Here is a 21172-nt window from a genome sequence, read left to right on the forward strand (position 1 = left end):
TTGTAAGTATACATTATTCAGCCTGTGTGTGCAAGTTATTGCTCAAATTATCTTCACTCAGATTATGGTTCTCCGGCTGTTTTATACAGTTGTCCTCAAGCCTGATATCCTCAAGAATATACTGTTCGTGTGCCTCCTGCACATTATAAGCGTTGATGCATTCGCACTGACACTGCCTCATCATAATGTGTCCCGCATACGAAAGCGGAACATCGCTGCGTCCCTGCAGATTGAAAAACTGCGTCCACGGATTAATATTTATAAAATTATCCGTCCTGCCACTCACATCCTCAATCAGAATATATTCATAACGCTGGGGCGTATCAGGCCGCATCTTAAGCCACAGAAGATTATATCCGTCCTGCACATTGATTCTTCTCATTATGATATTTCTGTTATGCACCGACTCAGAGCCGCACGTCAGACAGCCATGACAGAATCCGAATGTGCAGTCTTCGATAATAATATTCTGATTAGCACCATTCTCCGGTGCCTCATCCGCCCACGGTCCCTTGCCGCCCTTGAGTGCCACGGCATCATCATTGACCTCCATGCGGCATCCCTTTATAAGCACACAGCTGCATGCATCAATATCTATTGCGTCAGTGCTTGGCGCTTTCACGGGCGTTCTGGGGCTGAATATTGAACAGTTGATGTATCTGACATGACTACATTTGTAAATGTGATTGGTCCAGAACTGCGAATTCTGCAATCTAAGCCCTGCAACCGTAACATTGGTACAGCCTGATATATATACAAGCCGCGCTCTCTGTTCGTCCTTATTGGTGCAGGCAGGATTCCAGCTTCTTCTGAGCCAGAAGCTCTTCCATGACCTCAGACCGCTGCCATCTATCGTTCCTTCACCGCACATCGTGAATCCGTCAATTCCGTCAGCATTTATCAGGGCTGCATAATATATGCAGTTCTCGCCCTCTATGCGAGTCTTAATTACCGGGTAGTCCGATATATCATCGCTCCCCTTGAGCATTCCATCCGCCTTAACATACAGATTAACGCCCTGTCTGAAGAACAATGCTCCCGTCAGATAAGTGCCTTCCGGAACAACAATCACACCTCCGCCATTATCTGCCGCTGTATCTATCAGCTTCTGCAGCTGCTCCGTGTGTATATTTCCGTCAGCATTTATTCCGTAATCGGTAAGTATATACTGCCTGCCAAGCTCACCAAGCTTTGGCACATGTACATCATGAAACCACTCATCGACAACACTCCCGTCCGGGAATCTGTCCTCATAGAATCTGTCATTCATATAATGTCTGCAATCTGTGTAATCCATTATCGCACGATTCCGATAAGCTCATTAATATCTTCAACCTTATACTTGTTCATATAAGCTTCAATTCCTGCTGCAACCTCTTCTGTTGTCTTAGGATTATGGAAATTCGCTGTTCCGACTGATACTGCCGTTGCACCTGCCATTATGAATTCGAGTGCATCATCGGCACATGTTATTCCTCCCATACCTATTATAGGAATCTTAACTGCATTGGATACCTGATATACCATACGTACAGCAACAGGTCTTATTGCAGGGCCTGACAGACCGCCGGTCTTATTGGCTACTGCAAATGTACGTCTGTTAATGTCAATCTTCATGCCTGTAAGAGTGTTAATGAGTGATACAACATCTGCTCCACCCGCTTCAACGGCACGCGCCATCTCAGTTATATCAGTGACATTAGGACTAAGCTTCATGATTACCGGTTGCTTTGCGACTGCCTTGACTGCCTTTGTAATCTCATATGCTGCCTCAGCCTTCTGTCCAAATGCAATCCCGCCCTCTTTTACGTTAGGGCAGGAAATGTTAATCTCAAGCATGTCAACCGGCTCATCAGCAAGACGCTCAACCACCTCAACATAGTCTTCCTTACTGCGTCCGCATACATTTACAATAATCTTTGTATCATACTGCTTAAGAAATGGTATATCTCTCTTGCAGAATACATCTATTCCCGGATTCTGAAGTCCTACGGCATTAATCATTCCGCCGTAAGTCTCCGCAATTCTTGGTGTAGGATTGCCCGGCCACGGCTCGTTGGCAACTCCCTTGGTAACTACCGCGCCAAGCTTATTAAGGTCTACGAACTGTGCATACTCCATACCTGAGCCAAATGTTCCTGATGCTGTCATAACCGGATTCTTAAGCTCAACACCTGCAAGATTTACTTTTGTGTTCATAATTCAACATCCTCCGCGTTAAATACAGGTCCTTCTTTGCATACTCTCTTGTTATGCACATGTGAATGGTCATCAATCTCCTTTGACTTGCACACACATGCAAGACACGCTCCGATTCCGCATGCCATCTTCTCCTCAAGTGAGAGGTAGCACTCTATTCCATTCTCCTTTGCATAGGCCTTGATTGCACGAAGCATAGGTGTAGGGCCGCATGCGTATATGACATCACCTTTTATTCCTTCAGCCTTTATCGCATCAAGGACATTGCCCTTAGTTCCGGCACTTCCGTCCTCAGTAGCAATAGTAACACGTCCGTACTGTGCAAGCTCCTCATTAAGGAAAAGCTCATCCCTGTAACCAAGTACTATATCTGCATCACTCACATCATATCCGCCGTTCTTAAGCTCCCTGGCAAGCTCAAGCATAGGAGGAATACCTATTCCTCCACCCATGAGGATAGCTTTCTTATTAAGCTTTGTATATCCGTTGCCAAGCGGTCCCATGACATCGAGCGTATCTCCGGCTCCGTATCCTGAGAATTCCTTAGTACCCTTGCCGACAGTACGGTATACAATTCTCAATCTGTCACCTTCAACCTCACATATACTTATAGGTCTTGGCAGAAGTCTTGAGCCATCCTTTGAATATACTGATATAAACTGGCCTGCCCTGGCATTCTTTGCAATATCCTTAGTCTGTATCCACATGCTGAATACATCTGATGCAAGCTTTTCCTGACTTACTATGCTTACATTCTCTCTGTAATTGTCTGACATATCTGCTCCTTGTTTGTTCATCGGTTAGGGCAATATGCCCCTGCATTATTATTTTCTTGCTGAATTAATATCCTCAATCATATCAAGAGCTGCCTGTCTTGATGCTTCTGCATAATGCTCTGCACCAAACTTTGCATATTTTTCCTGCTTGAACGCAGCTATAATTCCTCTTGAACTGTTAACGATTGCACCAAGTCCGTCCTTATTAAAGAAATGTGCGAGGTCAGAGCCCTTACCGCCCTGTGCGCCATAACCCGGCACAAGTATATATGCCTTAGGCATAACCTTGCGGAGAAGCTCTCCCTGCTCAGGATATGTAGCTCCGACAACAGCACCTACATAGCTGTAATCATTACCCATGCAGTCGCTTCCCCACTCATTAACCTTCTCACCTACTATCTCATAGAGAGGCTTGCCGTCAATAAGTCTGTCCTGGAACTCGCCGCTTGAAGGATTGGATGTCTTAACAAGTACAAATATACCTTTCTTCTCTTCCCTGCATACATCAACAAATGGCTTAATTCCATCTGTTCCAAGATATGGATTAACTGTTGCAAAATCTTCATCAAATGCTGCAATTCTCTTAGAGCCTACCGTAACCCTGCCAAGATGTGCAATCGCATATGACTCAGATGTTGAACCGATATCGCCTCTCTTAACATCGCCGATTACTACCATGTCCTTTGACTTGCAGTAATCAACAGTCTTCTTAAATGCCTTAAGTCCCTCAAGTCCGAACTGCTCATACATAGCTATCTGCGGCTTAACTGCAGGAACGATATCATAGATTGCATCAACTATTCCCTTGTTGTACTCCCATACTGCCTCAGCGGCTGCCTCAAGAGTCTCACCATACTCCTCTATAGCCTTCTTAATAATGTAATCCGGAATATTCTTCATTGTAGGGTCAAGTCCTACAACTACCGGTGCATCCATCTTCTGAATCTTCTCAACAAGCTTGTTAATCATGGTCTTTCATACCTCTCGTTTTAGTTTTATTATCTAGGCTTCGTATATTACCTCGCCGCCTACAAGTGTATATCTTACTTCACCCTTGACTTTCTTCCCGTCAAACGGCTGATTCTTACCCATTGATACAAATGTGGAACTGTCAATTACATATTCCTTGTCAGGGTCGATAATTGTAATATCCGCAATCCTGCCCGGAAGCAGTGTTCCTTTATCTATTCCAAGAACCTTTGCAGGATTATAGCTCATCTTCTCAGCCATCTGCATAGGTGTTATATGTCCCTTATGTACAAGCTCTGTCATGGTAAGTGCTACTGATGTTTCAAGACCTACTATTCCAAACGGAGCCTCTGCAAACGGAAGATCCTTCTCACTCTTATGATGTGGTGCATGGTCTGTTGATATAACATCCATTATATCCGATGCAAGTCCCTGAATAAGTGCATCCCTGTCTGCCTTAGTCCTTACCGGAGGATTCATCTTATAGTTAGAATCTGTTCCGTCAACATCGTCCTCTGTAAGTGTAAAATGATGAGGACATACTTCTGCTGTTACAGGGAGTCCTGCTTCCTTGGCAAGCTGCACCATACGCACACTGTCTGCCGTAGAGCAATGGCACAGATGGAGCTGTGCTCCCGTATTCTTGGCAAGCAGAATATCTCTCGCAACAATTGTATCCTCAACCGCATTCATAATTCCGTAAAGTCCAAGCTGCTTAGCCCTTGCACCCGCATTCATTACACCTCTTGCGACAAGATTCTTATCCTCACAATGTGCAAAAATAGGGATTCCAACCTCAGCTGCAAGCCTCATTGCCTGTCTGTATACACGTGCATTCATAACAGACTTTCCATCCTCGCTGAGTGCCACGGCTCCTGCTTCGTGAAGTTTCTCAATGTCTGTAAGGAATTCTCCTTCCTGTCCTGCCGTAATTGCTGCGATAGGAAGAATATTAACTTTTGTGACATCCTTAGCCTTATCTATAATATACTGAAGTGTATCTACATTGTCCACTGCAGGTCTCGTATTAGGCATAGGACATACCGATGTGAATCCACCCTTGGCTGCTGCCATCGCACCTGTTCTTATAGTCTCCTTATGCTCAAAACCCGGCTCCCTGAAATGCACATGCAGATCTATAAGTCCCGGCATAACATAATATCCCGATGCATCAATAACCTTATCCGCTTCTGCGGATATACTTCCGGCAACATCTGCAATCCTGTCATCCTCGATAAGGATATCGTATATTCCATCCTTACCGCTTGCAGGGTCAATCACTCTTCCACCTTTGATTAATGTCTTCATTATTCACCTCATATATTGTACATTATTGGTTACTATAATAAGTCCCACGATTCAAGACTTTATTAGTGATATTGTAGCACAAAAAAGAGGCCTTGTACAGCCGCATAATAGCAACTTACAAGACCTCATGTATGTGTTGGTTACATATTCATTACATCATCTTCATAATCCAGTCAAGAAGATTGTAATCTCTGAACAGTACTGCTGCAACAAGTGATACTGTTGACATAATCTTAATCAGGATATCAAGTGAAGGACCTACCGTATCCTTAAGAGGATCACCTACTGTATCACCTACAACCGCTGCATCATGTGCAGGTGAACCCTTGCCCTGTCCTTCGATAGCACCGGATTCAATATACTTCTTGCCGTTATCCCAGGCACCGCCTGCATTACCTGTAAATATAGCAAGCATGATTGCAGAAAGTGTTGCACCGATAAGAAGTCCGCCTACAAAATACGGTCCAAAGAGGAAACCGCATACAAGCGGGAACAGGATTGAAAGTATCGCAGGAACTCTCATCTCCTTAAGAGCGCCCTGTGACGAAATCTCAATACATGTCTTATAATCAGGCTTAGCCTTGCCTTCAAGTATTCCCGGAATCTCCTTGAACTGTCTTCTTACTTCCTCTACCATCTTACGGGCAGCATTAGCAACAGCCTCGATAAGCATACCTGAGAACAGATAAGGAAGGGCAGCACCTACAAGCGCACCTGCAAGAATCTTAGGATCCGTAAAGTTAAGGTCAAGTGTTGAACCCTCCGGCTGGAACGCATAAAGGAAACTTACCATAAGTGAAAGTGCTGCAAGTGATGCAGAGCCGATTGCAAATCCCTTACCGATTGCTGCAGTAGTATTACCTACTGAATCAAGCTTATCTGTTATGTTACGTACATCTGAATCAAGTTCTGACATCTCAGCAATACCACCCGCATTGTCTGAGATAGGACCATATGTATCAACTGATACAGTAGCAGATACGAATGAAAGCATTCCTACTGCTGCCATAGCTATACCGAACATACCTGATACTGCATAAGATGCATATGTTGTGATACCAAGTACGATAAGCGGATACATACATGACTTCATTCCTACTGCAAGTCCCTGCGTGATTGTAAGTGCAGGACCTTCCTTAGATGCCTGCGCAATAATCTGTGTAGGCCTGTAATCATAGCTTGTATAGTATTCTGCGATAGCTCCGATGATTACACCACTGACAACTCCGAGTGTTGCTGCAATCCATGGTGAAAGCCATCCTGCATTAAACTTTGCAAATGCCATATCCGCTGCACCTGCTTTGCCAAACATAAGATATGTAACAACAAGTCCGCCAATAACTGTTATAGCCGCAGCAGCCCATGTTGAAATATTAAGATCCTTGTGAGGATTATCTGTTGCCTTCTTAAGAAGTACATATGCAATACCGAGTATACATGCAACAAGTCCTATTGCAGCAAATACAAGCGGATAATACATCATCTTCTGGAGCATATTCTCTGAAGCAGCTCCGCTTGAAGCAATGTTAGAAAGGAACAGGCTGACTGCAAGTATTATTGATGATGTGATTGCACCAACATATGACTCAAGAAGGTCTGAGCCAAGTCCTGCAACATCACCTACATTATCACCTACATTATCAGCTATTGTTGCCGGGTTACGCGGATCATCCTCAGGAATGTGTGCCTCTGTCTTACCTACAAGATCCGCACCCATATCTGCTGCCTTAGTATAGATACCACCGCCAACTCGGTTGAACATTGCAACTATTGAACATCCGAGTGCATAGCATGAAAGACACTGCGTAAATATATGTCCGCCCGTTGTAAGTGCCGTGATATCAAGCAGTCCGAGCAACATACCGAATACTATATAAACAATAAAAAGACCGAGCAGCGCAAATCCGCCGACACAAAGTCCCATTACCGAACCGCCCTTAAGTGCAACCTTAAGTGTCTCACCGATATTTCTTGTCTTATTCGCTGCATTGGCAACCCTGACATTAGCATATGTCGCTATCTTCATGCCAACCCATCCTGCGCATGCACTCATTACCGTACCGATAACGAAGCATACAGACGGCTGCCACATAAATGTGCTGCTCTGCAGACTGAATATTACCGCAAATGCAACTGCAATAATTGCAACTACCACTGCGATTATCTTGTACTCGTATGTGATGAATGCATTGGCACCAACCCTGATTGCCTCTGCTATCTCTGACATACGAGCGTTGCCCTCATCCATCTTCTTCACACTTGCGAAGTTGAATGCGGCATAGCCTAGTGCCAGCAACGCTGCCACTATTACGAGAACTAATAAAACCTCCATTTCCTAAACCCTCCAAACATTTATGTTGTGTAAAACATATGTACAATTTTACCAATTCTTAACTGCAAGGTCAATAAATATATGAAAAATCGCACAAATAATTGTATACAAAATTACACATAATATTTTGTCAGTTTTGACATATTTAAGAAATATATGTACAATACTGATGTATTTTCTTATATACAGGCATGTTCCTTATAGACGGAGGTTATAGAATTTATGAATGCTATAGATTTACACGTTCACTCAACATATTCTGATGGCACATTTACACCAAAGATGCTTATAGATGAAGCTGTCAGGAAAGGGCTCTCGGCAATGGCGCTTACAGACCATGACACAACTGACGGAATAGATGATGCACGCCTGGCTTCAGCCGGTACAAATGTCGAGCTTATTCCCGGAATAGAACTTTCCTGCAGCTACAAAGGCTTTAAGGAAATCCATATAGTGGGACTTTTTATTAATGATAAAGATAAAGCTTTCAACGCGAAGCTTGAAGAGCTCCGCACTACAAGGGATGAGCGCAACCACCTGATGTGTGGGAAGCTCAGGATGCATGGAATTGATATATCCTTTGATGACATGGATAATGATTATGGAAATGCCGTAATAACAAGAGCACATTTTGCAGATTATCTTATGAAACATGGATATGTGAGCAGCAAAAAAGAGGCATTTGACCGTTATGTCGGTGATAATGCCCCTTGCTTCGTTCCCAGACGTTATCTGAGTTCCGGCGACGGAATCCGCATAATACTCGATGCCAAAGGTGTGCCGATACTTGCACATCCAACTCTGTATCATCTCGGCAATGATGTCATGCGTGACATGCTTGCTGCCCTCAAAGCAGACGGTCTTGCCGGCATGGAATGTATATATTCAACATATACAATGGGAGAAGAGATCCAGATGCGCAGGCTTGCTAAGGAATTCGGGCTGATTCCGTCAGGCGGCTCTGATTTTCATGGTGCCAACAAGCCGTCAATAAGCCTTGGCACAGGCAAAGGCCACCTGTTTGTTCCGGAATCAATACTTGAACCGATTCGTAAGCATGCACATTAAGAAAGTCTGCTTTCTATTGCATCGACAACAGTCTCTATTGCCTTTATACGCGCGTAATACTTGTTGTTTGATTCAATGATATGCCACGGCGCATCCTTGGTAGAGGTGTATTTTATCATATCGTTAACAGCGACTTCGTACTTATCCCATTTATCACGGTTGCGCCAGTCTTCATCGGTAATCTTCCACTGCTTTGCCGGATTATTCTCTCTTTCCCTGAATCTTGCAAGCTGCTCATCTTTGTCTATCTGGAGCCAGAACTTGACCACAATTGCTCCCCAGTCCATAAGCTCCTGTTCAAATTCGTTAATCTCATTGTAGGCTCTCTTCCACTCAGTCTCCGTATTAAAGCCTTCAAGACGCTCTACCATTACACGTCCGTACCATGTACGGTCAAACACAGCTATGTGTCCCGTCTTAGGCAGATTCTTCTGGAATCTCCACAGGTACTGTCTTGCCTTTTCATATGAATCCGGTGCAGCTACCGGGTTAACGTCATAATCCCTTGCATCAAAACATGATACCATTCTCTTAATGTTACCGCCTTTGCCTGCCGCATCCCATCCCTCATAACAGATAATAAGCGGAATCTTCTTTTTGTAGAGCTTATATGAGAGCTTAAGAAGCTTATCCTGAAGCTTGTCAAGCCTCTTATGATATTCCTTCTCTGAAAGCGTGCAGTCAAGGCTTACATCCTGAATAAGCGGCTTCCTGACAAGTTCAAAATCCATCTTTGACACAGGTATTCCCCTGCCTTCTATAGAATGTATACCATCCTTTTCTACTTTACGGCACAGCTTTTCAAGACGCTTGACAACTGTCTCGAGCACTTCTTTGAGAGCCACGTCTCTTTCCATTCCTGATATTACATTCCAGCCCGCATATTCAAAGTTCGTCTTCTCAAGCATAAAGTCATATTCTTCCTTACATACGGCATATGCTTTGTTCTGTTTCCAGTCATGTGCGCTTACGCGCCACTTTGTTGCTTTGGATGCTTCAAGCTCATTAAGCCTTTTGCTCTGTTCTTTTTTGGTTATATGCAGGAAGAATTTAAAAATAACATATGCATCATCCGTAAGCTGTCTTTCAAACACTTCTATATCCTTAGAATGACTTTCTTTACCGCTTGTCATCCAGTCATGGTACCAGCTTCTGTCAAATATGGCTATCTCGCCTCTTCCGGGTATCTTCATCCAGAATCTGTTCATGTATGGTTTTCTTGATTCCTCATCACTTGGAGATGTAATCGAATACATCTTCACGCCTCGCGGATCAAGATACTTAAGCAGCTTCCCTATAAGACTTCCCTTACCCGAAGCACTCCAGCCCTCAAATGCAATAATAACCGGAATTCCGGCCTTCTTAAGTCTCTGCTGGAGCTGTGCAAATCTGTCTCCCAGCTCATCAATCTCTGCTTTTATGCTGATCTCTTCATCCAGTGTATACTCTCTCTTTAAATCAATTTCCTCAAACATCGCTAATCTCCGTTCCCGCATCTAATTGCGCACGCAGCCTCTGCCACATAACATGGCTTTTCAATGTGTCTTTTTAATTATACCACTTTTAAGTCCACAGTAAACTATGAATCAAGCAGTGCCTTTACATCAAGCATTCCCCATCCCTGCTGCTCCTTTGGAAGTCTTATGGAAACTGCCGTGTCATGGAGGCGCATCTTCACCATTGCCGGTGTAAGATACGGCTTTTTCTGAAGCAGAAGAGCTATTGCCGCCGTAACTATAGGTGCAGCCATAGATGTGCCGGATTTCACGGTATAGCCGTCCCTCTTATTAGAACACGACACTATTCCGGAACCGGCAGTAACAATCTCCGGCTTGACAATACATGATTTTGTAGGCCCTCTTCCGGAGTAATTGGCATATTTTCTTCCACGTTCATCTGTATATATCCTGTCATCAAGTGACCCTACAGTTATTATCTTGCGGCTTATTCCGGGAACAGTCACGGTTCCACGTCCGGGTCCGTTATTTCCCGCCGCACTCACAACTGTTATACCACAGTCCCATGCCTCCTCAACAGCCTTTACCAGAACCGAATCTTCCCCCTGAGTCGATTCAGGTGTTGTTCCAAATGAAAGATTTATTATTCGTATTCCATATTCTTCCGCATGTTCAATGACCCACTTTATTCCTTCAACAACAGTCTTAGAACTCCCTTCCCCATTTCTGTCAAGTACCTTGACTGCCGCAATATTACATCCGGGTGCAATACCTCTGTATTTGCCGCGAGAAGCCGTACCGTCACCTGCTATTATTCCCGACACATGCGTTCCGTGTGAATTGTCATCATATGCATTAGAATGACCATTTATAAAATCTTTAAATACAGCTATCCTGCTGCCAAAATCTCTGTGTGGATATATTCCGGTATCAAGAACTGCTACCGTAATATGGCTGCCCGTCTGCTCATTTTCCAAAAAAATCACCCGCACATATAATGTTATAATAATAGTATATTACACATTATACGTGCGGGTGAACACATCTGCCCGAATGTCAGTCCGTTCTTTGGTATCAGATTCTGTACCGGTTTTTATTCAAACTTAAACAGATGTCCTCCAATCTCTATACCTACGGCATCATCAGCATCAATGAATGTAGGAAGCCTGCCGTCCATCTCGGCTGCCGTCTCTCTGTCTGACCAGCCGCCGCCAACCTTATTGCCAAGTGATATCTTACTTCCGTTGCTCATTACAATCTTTATGCTCTTCTGGAACTTTGTGAACAGAGTCTTGTCATTGCCCCACTTTGTATAATCTGTATCAAATTCCATTGCAAATTCAGTATCGGTAAGTGTAACCTGTCTTATTCCGGTAACTGCGTAGTTACTTGTTATGTCCGGTGTGATATCAAGATCCTTTAATACCCTGTCTGCTACTGCCTGGCTCTCATCTGACTTAACAGTGAACTCCCATGTGCCTTCATATCTGTTGCCTGTAAGCGGCTCCTTATCAGGGTTGTTCAGCACAAGGCGGTAATTCTTAAGCATATCTGTTGTGGAATTCTGATATACACCGCTGTTGGTCCTGGAATACTGTCTGTCCTGATTAGGCGATACGGATACCTGTATTCTTCCGTCATCAAGCTTTCTTATTGATGTTGAATTATACATCATTCCCGTTGTCTTGTTCTGGAAACACAGCTTCTCAAGAGCATCTGCATCCCTGCCCGGAACAACAGTTATATAAAATGCATTCGTATTGTCATAATCTGTTCTTGGTCCAAAGCCCATATTATCGATATATGCATCAGGATACTGCTCACTGAACTTAATCTTATAGCTTCCCGGATTAAGTGCATACTCATACTGTGATGAGCCGTCCGCGTACTTACCTTTCTCAACCTTCTTAAAGCTGCTGCTGTCAGCCGCCTTGCCCTGCGCAAGGATATCGGCAACGCTGTCATAACTGAAGCCTATACCTTTGGTTACTTCCCATGAATCCACAAAGTTTGTAAGTCTGACCTTCATATCCTTGCCGGCAAAGTCAACACTTGATGCTCTTACTGTAAGCTCAAATCTTGCCTCGGAAGGAACTGATGCATCATCAACCCTCTGGACCCATACGCCGGAAGAAACTCCCGAGCCGCTGATTGGAACATCATCTACAATTACCATTGCAGTCTCAAATCTCTGACGTGCGGGATATGATAACCTTGTCTCATCATTATATACAATAGGCTCTCCGTTCTTACTCTTAACAGCAAGTGTGATCACTGCCTGATGTGCCTCGGTTATCACATTTGTTGCCTCTACCGACAGTGCATCCGAGCTTGATACCGCTGTCTCGTTTACCTTCTGTGCTGCATCATATGAATAAACATTGCCATCCTCATCAACGCTCTGCCCCATGTGGTCTAATGATGATGCCGTGTTAGACATTGAATACTTTGCAACATACTGATTATATGCATAAACACTTCCCCCTGATACGGCAATAAGCACTCCTGCCACAACTGCCGCCTTAACGATATTGCCTGCTCCCTTATGCATCTTTACTACACTGCCTCGCTTTTCCTCTCTTCTTCGTCCCCTGTTATCTTCCTTTCTTGAAGTCATATTAAGCGTATCTTCAATCCAGGAATCCGGTGTCTTAATATCATCAAGTTCAGATAACCATTTCATTGCCCATTCCTCCTATCATAATCTTAATCTTATCTCTTCCCCTTTTAAGAACCGACTTAATTGTATTCTCATTGGAGCCAAGCAGCTTTGCAATCTGTGCCACGCTGTACTCCTCATAATAGTAGAGATAAAGAACATCCTTATACTTATCCGGCAGCTTTTTTACCATAAGCAGGAGTTCTGATTCTTCTTCATACTCATCGCTCTTTCCCGAATGTATATCTAATTTTGTAATATCATCCTCAAGTGCGACCTTTCTGTTCCATGCCTGTCTGTGATAATCCGTACACTGGTGTATTGCAACCTGAATCAGCCATGCTTTAAGATATTCCTCCGTCTCAAAATGCTTTTCCGCGGTATAAAGCTTAATGAAGACATTCTGGAAACAATCCTTGGCATCTTCGGTATTTCCACACCGCATAATGCAGATTCTTGTTATCATGTCAGCATATTTTCTCATTGCCTGTTCGTAATCAAGTCCTGCATAGTAAGACCCGGCAGTGTGTGCCTCTTTTCGTTTTCCAAACATTGTCTGTCCCCCTTTCACTTACCATACGAAAATTTACTCCGCTAAGGTTGCACATATTTGAAAAATTTAAAAAAGCTGCACAAAACCGTCATTTTATCCATACGGCTTTGCGCAGCAGTCTGCCCTCGCAATTGTTCTATCTTACATTCTCATCATTATCTATGCGGATATCCTCACCGGCAATATGCAGTGTCACATTCTTCATGTGGATATCCTGTGCATTGCTTATTGTAAGTCCGCTGTCCGCGGTAATCTCCGAATCCTCAAGGGTTATTCCATATACCGTAGGCATGCCCTTCCCCTCAGGGAATGCAATTCCTTCTGCCTTGAAGGCTGTCTTAGCGCCAACGCAGGTGATATTCTTCATATTGACATTACGGAATACCGGAATATCTTCAGTGCTCACAAACACATCCTCATCCTTCTTCTCATGCTCAAGCTTATAAAGAGAATATCCCATTGTAAATATTATTGCTTCACCTACAATGCCTGTCATATTGATATTCTCAAGATTAATATTCTCAACAATACCACCTCGTCCAAGCTGGCTCTTGAATCTTATTCCCACGTCAGTACCCATGAATGCACAGTTCTGCACATAAACCTCGCTCATGCCGCGTGACATCTCACTTCCGACAACAAATCCGCCATGTGCATGCATTACGGTACAATCATGGATATATACATACTTAGTAGGAGTCTTGATTCTGCGTCCAATCTCATTCTTACCGGACTTAAGACAGATTCCGTCATCACCTACTTCAAACTTTGTATTGTAAATCTCCACATACTGACATGATTCAACATCTATACCATCACCATTCTGTGCATAATATGGATTCTTTATAAATGCGTTACTTACTGTAAGATTGGTACAAAGAAGCGGATGCACGTTCCATGCCGGTGAATTCTGAAGCGTAACTCCATCGATAAGCACTCTGTCGCATCTTACAAAATTAACCATTACCGGCCTGTAAAAATCATAATGTCTTTCTGCCTTCTTAAGCGCATCCGGGTCATCCAAAGACGGTTCACCTTCCATGCAGCCGTCATATGAAGTAACTGTAGGAAACCACATTCCGCCTTCATTAGTCGGAATTACTGTATCAGGGCTTGTCGCAACAAACTTGTCCCACTGCCTCTGTGTAACCTTAAACTTCTTAAGAGGTCTCCACAGTTCTCCATTACCGTCTATTGTTCCTTCACCTGTTATGGCAACATTCTGCGCGTCTGCTGCCATTATCGGAGACACTGTCCTGATTCTCGGCTGTCCCTCATAATCTGAGATAATAAGCGGATATTCCTCCCTGTTCTTGTCAAACATAAGCACCGCACCATTCTCTACATGAAGGTCAACACCCGTAAGTATTCTTACCGGTCCCGTAAGCCACAATCCGGAAGGTACAATTACATGCCCACCGCCTTCTTCCGAGCATGTTCTTATTGCAGCATTGATTGCTTCTGTATTGGACACACGTCCGCCCGCTACAGCTCCGTAATCTCTTATATCATACTGTGCTTCCCTGAATACGGGACGTTCAACTTTAAAGCTTATATCCATCTTAATATCAGTCTCCATTCCAATGATTTCCTAATTGTTAAATTCATTTAATCCGATTACAATATCGCAATGCGGATTACTTATTAATCTTCTTTTTTGCCTCATCCGTTATGTCACGCTGTACGGCGACCTCATTCTCAATATTACGTGCAGCCTCGTTAGCTGTATATGCAGCATCAACAACTTTATTAAGTACGTCGCTGACCACACCTGCCTTCTCCTGCTGTTTCTGTGCATTATCATAAATGCTGTGCATTGAATCTATTGCATCCTTTACCGATGACTGCACCTTGGCAATCGTGTCAGTTATCTCTCTTGATGACTTAGATGACTGCGCTGCGAGATTACGTACCTCTCCTGCCACAACCGCAAATCCTCTTCCCTGTTCACCGGCCCTGGCAGCCTCTATCGATGCATTAAGTGAAAGGATATTCGTCTTGTTGGCAATTCCGCTTATTACAGTGACAAACTTCTCAATCTGTGCTGAAAGCTGTTCAAGCTGGTTTATCTTCTCAGATGCATCATTAACAACTTCATTCATGTCGCTTATCATCTTAAGAATCTCTTCTACACTTCCGATGCTGTCTCTTACCATATTAAGAGAAGTATCAGACGAATTAATAACGTCAAATGCATCCTTTTCAAGTCTGTCCTGTGACTCATCAAGTCCTTCCAGGATAGTTCCGAGTTCCTTAAATGAATTGTCTTCCATAGTAATCTCCAATCATCATAATATCCGTTCATAACAATATATTACACAAATATTTCCAGCGCATCACTCAGATTACGCACACCTATAAGCTTGATTTTACCATTATCTGTAACATTTTTCAAGCATACCTCCGGCAAAATACACGTGTCAAAGCCAAGCTTAACCGCTTCATTAATTCTCTGCTGCGGCTGGCTTACCGCCCTTACTTCTCCGGCAAGTCCGACTTCTCCGAATATTATCGTTCCCGAATCTATCTCACGATTTCTGAAGCTCGACACAAGTGCCATTACAATTCCAAGGTCAAGTGCCGGCTCATTAACCTTAAGTCCGCCGGCAACATTTACATAGGCATCGCAGCCTCCGAGATGTATTCCTACCCTCTTCTCAATAACTGCCATAAGGAGATTGACACGGTTGTAATCTGTTCCTGCCGCCGTTCTCCTTGCCATTCCAAAGCCGGAATCGCAGACAAGTGCCTGAACCTCAACAAGCATAGGTCTTGTTCCCTCCATAAGGCATACAACAACCGAGCCTGACGCCCCCTCCGGCTTACCGCTCAGCATATATTCTGAAGGATTGGCGACTTCGTTAAGACCATTCTCTCTCATCTCAAACACACCAATCTCATTAGTGGAACCGAATCTGTTCTTGACACTTCTTACAATTCTGTATGCCGCATTGCGGTCACCTTCAAAATACAGCACTGTATCCACCATATGTTCAAGCACTCTCGGGCCCGCAACAACACCTTCCTTAGTCACATGGCCTACAATAAATATTGATATTCCCATGCTCTTTGCTATCTGCATAAGAACAGAAGTAGATTCCCTTACCTGGCTTACACTTCCCGGTGCAGAGCTTATCTCCTCACGATACATAGTCTGGATTGAATCGATTATTACAATATCAGGCTTAACTGACTTAATTGCCGACTCTACCGCCTCAAGATTCGTCTCGCACAAAAGCTGCATATTATCCGTAAAATCACCAATACGTCCTGCTCTTAACTTAATCTGCTTAAGTGACTCCTCACCTGATATATACAGTACATTCTTACCCGCTGCAGAGACATTGCGGCACATCTGAAGAAGAAGTGTTGACTTACCTATTCCCGGGTCTCCCCCTACAAGAACAAGAGAACCTTCTACAATCCCGCCCCCAAGCACTCTGTCCATTTCTTCAAAGCCCGTAGGTGTCCTGTCCGCATCCTCAGTGCTTATATCCTTAAGTGTTACAGGGGCAGCAGACTCATGTAATGACGCCGCACGCCCCTTTGAAGTCTTTGCCCCTACAGGCTCCTCAACAAATGTATTCCACTCCTTGCATGCCGGACACTGCCCCGACCACTTGGCAGATTCATATCCGCATTCCCTGCAGAAGAAAGCTGTCTTACTCTTCGCCATTATTATCTCCATTCTATTACGCATATTGTCAAAAAAGGCTGCCACACTGACGCGACAGCCCTTTTAAACAATATATAAATCTTAAATATCTGATTATGCCTTAGTGATAACCACTGTTGTAGCATTACCTTCCTGAAGATCTACACTTAAAACAAGCTTACCGCCGATGTTAGTCTTCATCTTGCCTGCATAATCCCCGTTAACCGAGACCTCATACTCAGCTCCCTCTTCCATCTCAAGAGTAATCTGGGCATCATTATCTCCTTCTACCTTAAAGCTTGTCTCTTTCTCATTCTGTCTGAATTCATTGACAGCCGTTCCCGGTACGGACTCATATACGAACATTCCGTTACGCTCAAGCTTTGTAATCTCATTAAACGTCTTGACCTTATAGGAATCTCCGCAATATTCATAATCTGAAAGCTTTGACTTTGTATCTAACTTATAGTTACCGAAACTAAGTGTTCCGTCAGCTTCGGTACGGATAAGCTCTTTAACTACTGGCATCTATCTGTCCTCCTCTAATGCATTTTTAAACCTAGCTAAATTATACAATAAAATCGTCTGTATTTCTATCCTTTTATTTTAAATTTTTTGTGAAATCAGTATCACATTATAATAATTTCTGAAATATCAGGCGTCACATTCCCTGACTATCTGTTATAGCCTCTCTTGCGCTCAAAATCAAGCTTTCCATCCTTACATGTAACAAGGACACGGTTTCCCTGCTTAATTGTTCCTTCAAGAATCTTCTCAGCCATAGGGTCTTCAATCTCCGTCTGTATCGCTCTCCTCAACGGTCTTGCGCCATACTTGGAATCATATCCTTTGTCGATTATATATTGCTTTGCCTCTTCAGTGAGTTCAATTGAAATCTTCATCTGCTCAAGAGTTCTTGCATTAACATTCTTAATCATGATATCAACAATCTTCTCCATGTGGCTCTTATTAAGAACATGGAACACAATTATCTCATCAATACGGTTAAGGAATTCAGGCTTGAAGAGTCTTCTTACCTCTTCCATCACACGGCCCTTCATCAGCTCATGATTCTGCTTCTCATCGCTGCCGACATTGAATCCAAGCGTCTTAGGTGCAACAATATTCTCAGCTCCGGCGTTGGATGTCATTATGATTACCGTATTCTTAAAATCGACAACTCTTCCCGTAGAATCAGTTATATGTCCATCATCAAGCACCTGAAGAAGTATGTTAAATACATCCGGATGTGCCTTTTCAATCTCATCAAAAAGTATTACGGAATATGGATTACGGCGTACTTTTTCACTAAGCTGGCCGCCCTCATCATATCCTACATATCCCGGAGGTGAACCAATTATCTTAGAAACCGTATGCTTCTCCATATACTCAGACATATCAACTCGTATGAGTGCACTCTCACTTCCAAACATTGCGTCTGCAAGTGCCTTTGAAAGCTCCGTCTTACCTACACCTGTAGGTCCTAAGAACAGGAATGAACCTATAGGTCTCTTAGGATCCTTAAGTCCTACACGTCCACGCCTTATAGCCCTGGCAACGGCCGTTACCGCTTCATCCTGACCGACAACTCTTGCATGAAGAGTCTCCTCAAGCTTCATAAGCCTCTCTGACTCTGCAACTGCCAGCTTCTGTACCGGAATCTTAGTCCACATTGCAACAACATCAGCAATCTCATTCTCACCCACAAAAAGCTGCTGCTCTGTCTTAGTCTTCTCCCATTCTTCACGGCTTTTCTTAACCTTTTCACGAAGCTTATTCTGCTTTTTCTTTATCTCTCCTGCATCCTCATATGCCTCATGGCGTATGCAGTCTTCTTTTTCATTCTCAAGCTGTGATATCTGGCTCTCAAGCTTCTTAATTGAATCCGGCATTGCGTATGATGAAAGCCTTACCCTTGAAGCTGCCTCATCTATAAGGTCTATAGCCTTATCAGGAAGAAATCTGTCATTAATATATCTTGATGACATCTTTACTGCTGCTTCAACCGCCTCGTCAGTAATCGTTACCTTATGGTGTTCCTCATACTTAGGTCTGAGACCCTTGAGTATAAGAACTGCCTCTTCTTCTGAAGGTTCTTCAACCCTTACCGGCTGGAATCTTCTTTCAAGCGCCGCATCCTTCTCAATGTACTTACGATACTCTTCAAGTGTTGTCGCACCTATAAGCTGTATCTCACCTCTCGCAAGTGACGGCTTAAGTATATTGGATGCATCAATTGCTCCTTCCGCACCGCCGGCTCCGATTATTGTATGGAGTTCATCGAGGAACAAAAGCACATTACCTGCCTGCTTTACTTCAGCAATTACCTTCTTTATTCTCTCTTCAAATTCCCCACGATACTTGGAACCTGCAACCATGCCTGAAAGATCAAGCGTTACAAGTCTCTTGTCCTTTATTGTGTCAGGCACATCGCCTGCGGCTATCTTGGCAGCTATGCCCTCAGCAATTGCAGTCTTACCAACACCCGGTTCGCCTATAAGGCACGGATTATTCTTAGTACGTCTGCTTAATATCTGTATTACTCTCTCGATTTCTTTTTCTCTTCCTATGACAGGGTCAAGCTTACCTTCCCTGACAAGCTGTGTCAGATCTCTGCTATACTGATCGAGTGTCTGTGTACTGTTCTTTCTGTCTCTCGGCTTTCCATTCTGGAAATCTTCTTTGTAATTGCCTGTATCTTCGCCCATGGCCATCATAAGATCCACATAAAGCTTTTTGATATTGACACCTATTGTGTTAAGAAGCCTTGCTGCAACACTGTCTGACTCCTTGATTATTGCAATAAGAAGATGCTCTGTTCCGATAAGCGGAGACTTAAATCTAATCGCCTCTCTTGAAGCTGCCTCAAGAATTCTTCTTGCCCTCGGTGTGTAACCTGACGGTTCCTTAACACCAATCCCATCATCAGGTGTTATCAGCTGGTTAACAAGATCAATTATCCTTTCTTCGTCAACATCGTGTCTTTCAAGCACCGCAGACGCAAGCGAATCCTCTGTCTGAAGAAGTCCGATAAGTATATGTTCTGATCCTATATACCCGTGTCCAAGCTGGACTGCCACAAGCCCTGCAGCCTGCAGCGCCTCTTCTGCTTTCTTTGTAAATCTGCTCTGCATATATTCATCTCCATTCTTATACTATTTGAGGAAGATTATTCCTTATAAATGTTGCTCTCGCAACTTCAAGCTCAGTAAGCTCCAGCCTGCTGTTGCAGGCAAGCTGCAGATTATATGGCTGTATTCCTATCATAAGCTGATATACGGAATACCCTTTTTCAATATTATCTCCAAACATGCCGAGCGCAAGCCCCATTCTGAATTCAGACAGCAGCACAAGTGCATCCTTAAGCGACAGCTTCCTTGCATATCTTAACACTCCGTATGACCTGTAAGCCGCATCCTCTGCTGCTACCTGCTGAAGCTTCATATACTGCTGTCTTCCAAGACGCTCCTGTTCAATTATCTGCCCTGCTATATTATCAAGATTATCAATCAGTTCCTGTTCGGTAAGCCCAAGCGTAGTCTGATTGGATATTCTGTAGATATCCCCCGGTGAAGAACTTCCCTCACCAAACACACTTGTCATCTTAAGTCCGAATCTTCCAAGCTCACCTATAATTCCTGCAAGCTGCCCCGTACCCGACAAAGCCGGAAGGTGAAGCATATATGACGCTCTCATTCCTGTTCCCACACTTGAAAGACACGTTGTCAGATATCCGTACTTCTCGTGATATGCATACGGTACATGCCTGCCTATTATATCATCTGCCGATGAAGCCTTTTGGTACGCACTCTTCATATCTCTGCCTGAGACAAAGCTCTGTATCCTTATATGGTCTTCTTCATTAATCATAACTGATACATCTTCTTCAGGTGATACAAGTCCCGCAGCATACTTCTGCTCCATAAGGAATCTGCTTATTGTATGCCTCTCTTCCATCGCATGCTTCTGATATTCGTTAAGATCCTTAAAATTATATCCTGTGTAATCTGCAAATTCCATACACCCGGATAACTCTGTCATAGTCTTATCTATCATGTCAGAAGCTGATTTCCCATCCAGCTTCAATGAGAAATTATAATCCCTGATATTCCTTGCAAGCCTGACACGGCTCGATATTACGACATCACTGTCAGGCCCATTATTCTCAAACCATCTGGCCATAATTATCTCCATTC

The 21172-nt window shown here is 43.6% G+C and carries 17 protein-coding genes; 1 reads left to right on the forward strand and 16 read right to left on the reverse strand.

Annotated elements, in window-relative coordinates:
* Window positions 1-13: 13 nt before the first annotated feature.
* The 6 genes from NQ488_10110 to NQ488_10135 form a co-directional block, all read right to left on the reverse strand.
* A complete protein-coding gene (locus NQ488_10110) occupies window positions 14-1297 on the reverse strand; it encodes a glycosyl hydrolase family 28 protein (GenBank protein ID UWN94927.1) in 1284 nt (427 codons plus the stop codon).
* The gene (locus NQ488_10115; GenBank protein UWN94928.1) at window positions 1297-2199 is read right to left on the reverse strand and encodes a dihydroorotate dehydrogenase; all 903 of its coding nucleotides are present in this window, start codon (window positions 2197-2199) and stop codon (window positions 1297-1299) included. Before NQ488_10115 ends, NQ488_10110 begins: the two co-directional genes overlap by 1 nt.
* A complete protein-coding gene (locus NQ488_10120; GenBank protein UWN94929.1) occupies window positions 2196-2975 on the reverse strand; it encodes a dihydroorotate dehydrogenase electron transfer subunit in 780 nt (259 codons plus the stop codon). Before NQ488_10120 ends, NQ488_10115 begins: the two co-directional genes overlap by 4 nt.
* Window positions 2976-3023: 48 nt before the next feature.
* Window positions 3024-3944, reverse strand: a complete 921-nt coding sequence (gene pyrF, locus NQ488_10125) for an orotidine-5'-phosphate decarboxylase (protein ID UWN94930.1) — start codon at window positions 3942-3944, stop codon at window positions 3024-3026.
* Between the two features lie 33 nt (window positions 3945-3977).
* Window positions 3978-5252 (reverse strand): dihydroorotase, encoded by a 1275-nt coding sequence (locus NQ488_10130; GenBank protein UWN94931.1) that lies wholly within the window; start codon window positions 5250-5252, stop codon window positions 3978-3980.
* Window positions 5253-5403: 151 nt separating this feature from the next.
* The gene (locus tag NQ488_10135) at window positions 5404-7584 is read right to left on the reverse strand and encodes a sodium-translocating pyrophosphatase (protein ID UWN94932.1); all 2181 of its coding nucleotides are present in this window, start codon (window positions 7582-7584) and stop codon (window positions 5404-5406) included.
* A gap of 222 nt (window positions 7585-7806) precedes the next feature.
* On the opposite strand from NQ488_10135, the gene NQ488_10140 reads away from it, so the two are divergent.
* On the forward strand, window positions 7807-8652 hold the full coding sequence (locus NQ488_10140) for a PHP domain-containing protein (protein ID UWN94933.1): 846 nt from the start codon (window positions 7807-7809) through the stop codon (window positions 8650-8652).
* Here NQ488_10140 and pap read toward each other — a convergent pair.
* From pap to NQ488_10190, 10 genes are all read right to left on the reverse strand, one after another.
* Window positions 8649-10127, reverse strand: coding sequence for a polyphosphate:AMP phosphotransferase (gene pap / locus NQ488_10145; protein UWN94934.1), 1479 nt, complete (start codon window positions 10125-10127; stop codon window positions 8649-8651). The genes NQ488_10140 and pap overlap by 4 nt on opposite strands.
* Window positions 10128-10231: 104 nt before the next feature.
* Complete coding sequence (locus NQ488_10150; protein UWN94935.1) at window positions 10232-11086, reverse strand: S8 family peptidase; 855 nt, start codon at window positions 11084-11086, stop codon at window positions 10232-10234.
* A 116-nt stretch (window positions 11087-11202) separates the two neighbouring features.
* Window positions 11203-12792 carry a DUF4179 domain-containing protein gene (locus NQ488_10155; GenBank protein UWN94936.1) on the reverse strand — a complete coding sequence of 530 codons (1590 nt, stop codon included), beginning with the start codon at window positions 12790-12792 and terminating at the stop codon, window positions 11203-11205.
* Window positions 12776-13321, reverse strand: a complete 546-nt coding sequence (locus NQ488_10160; GenBank protein UWN94937.1) for a sigma-70 family RNA polymerase sigma factor — start codon at window positions 13319-13321, stop codon at window positions 12776-12778. Before NQ488_10160 ends, NQ488_10155 begins: the two co-directional genes overlap by 17 nt.
* A 136-nt stretch (window positions 13322-13457) precedes the next feature.
* A complete protein-coding gene (locus NQ488_10165) occupies window positions 13458-14900 on the reverse strand; it encodes a glycoside hydrolase family 28 protein (protein ID UWN94938.1) in 1443 nt (480 codons plus the stop codon).
* Window positions 14901-14958: 58 nt separating this feature from the next.
* On the reverse strand, window positions 14959-15594 hold the full coding sequence (locus NQ488_10170; protein ID UWN94939.1) for a methyl-accepting chemotaxis protein: 636 nt from the start codon (window positions 15592-15594) through the stop codon (window positions 14959-14961).
* A gap of 41 nt (window positions 15595-15635) precedes the next feature.
* Window positions 15636-16997 (reverse strand): DNA repair protein RadA, encoded by a 1362-nt coding sequence (radA, locus tag NQ488_10175; GenBank protein ID UWN94940.1) that lies wholly within the window; start codon window positions 16995-16997, stop codon window positions 15636-15638.
* A gap of 93 nt (window positions 16998-17090) precedes the next feature.
* On the reverse strand, window positions 17091-17504 hold the full coding sequence (locus tag NQ488_10180) for an endosialidase (protein UWN94941.1): 414 nt from the start codon (window positions 17502-17504) through the stop codon (window positions 17091-17093).
* Between the two features lie 146 nt (window positions 17505-17650).
* The gene (locus tag NQ488_10185) at window positions 17651-20110 is read right to left on the reverse strand and encodes an ATP-dependent Clp protease ATP-binding subunit (GenBank protein ID UWN94942.1); all 2460 of its coding nucleotides are present in this window, start codon (window positions 20108-20110) and stop codon (window positions 17651-17653) included.
* Window positions 20111-20126: 16 nt separating this feature from the next.
* Entirely contained in the window at window positions 20127-21158 is a 1032-nt protein-coding gene (locus NQ488_10190) for an ATP--guanido phosphotransferase (GenBank protein UWN94943.1), read from the reverse strand.
* Between the last annotated feature and the right edge of the window lie 14 nt (window positions 21159-21172).

Source organism: [Bacteroides] pectinophilus (assembly GCA_025146925.1).
Taxonomy (GTDB): domain Bacteria; phylum Bacillota; class Clostridia; order Lachnospirales; family Lachnospiraceae; genus Bacteroides_F; species Bacteroides_F pectinophilus.

Coding starts and splice junctions, on each gene's coding strand:
- NQ488_10190 (UWN94943.1), bottom strand. CDS start 21,158: ATGGCCAGATGGTTTGAGAATAATGGGCCTGACAGTGATGTCGTAATA.
- NQ488_10140 (UWN94933.1), top strand. CDS start 7,807: ATGAATGCTATAGATTTACACGTTCACTCAACATATTCTGATGGCACA.
- NQ488_10185 (UWN94942.1), bottom strand. CDS start 20,110: ATGCAGAGCAGATTTACAAAGAAAGCAGAAGAGGCGCTGCAGGCTGCA.
- NQ488_10160 (UWN94937.1), bottom strand. CDS start 13,321: ATGTTTGGAAAACGAAAAGAGGCACACACTGCCGGGTCTTACTATGCA.
- NQ488_10130 (UWN94931.1), bottom strand. CDS start 5,252: ATGAAGACATTAATCAAAGGTGGAAGAGTGATTGACCCTGCAAGCGGT.
- NQ488_10170 (UWN94939.1), bottom strand. CDS start 15,594: ATGGAAGACAATTCATTTAAGGAACTCGGAACTATCCTGGAAGGACTT.
- radA (UWN94940.1), bottom strand. CDS start 16,997: ATGGCGAAGAGTAAGACAGCTTTCTTCTGCAGGGAATGCGGATATGAA.
- NQ488_10115 (UWN94928.1), bottom strand. CDS start 2,199: ATGAACACAAAAGTAAATCTTGCAGGTGTTGAGCTTAAGAATCCGGTT.
- pyrF (UWN94930.1), bottom strand. CDS start 3,944: ATGATTAACAAGCTTGTTGAGAAGATTCAGAAGATGGATGCACCGGTA.
- pap (UWN94934.1), bottom strand. CDS start 10,127: ATGTTTGAGGAAATTGATTTAAAGAGAGAGTATACACTGGATGAAGAG.
- NQ488_10180 (UWN94941.1), bottom strand. CDS start 17,504: ATGCCAGTAGTTAAAGAGCTTATCCGTACCGAAGCTGACGGAACACTT.
- NQ488_10165 (UWN94938.1), bottom strand. CDS start 14,900: ATGGAGACTGATATTAAGATGGATATAAGCTTTAAAGTTGAACGTCCC.
- NQ488_10110 (UWN94927.1), bottom strand. CDS start 1,297: ATGGATTACACAGATTGCAGACATTATATGAATGACAGATTCTATGAG.
- NQ488_10155 (UWN94936.1), bottom strand. CDS start 12,792: ATGAAATGGTTATCTGAACTTGATGATATTAAGACACCGGATTCCTGG.
- NQ488_10120 (UWN94929.1), bottom strand. CDS start 2,975: ATGTCAGACAATTACAGAGAGAATGTAAGCATAGTAAGTCAGGAAAAG.
- NQ488_10135 (UWN94932.1), bottom strand. CDS start 7,584: ATGGAGGTTTTATTAGTTCTCGTAATAGTGGCAGCGTTGCTGGCACTA.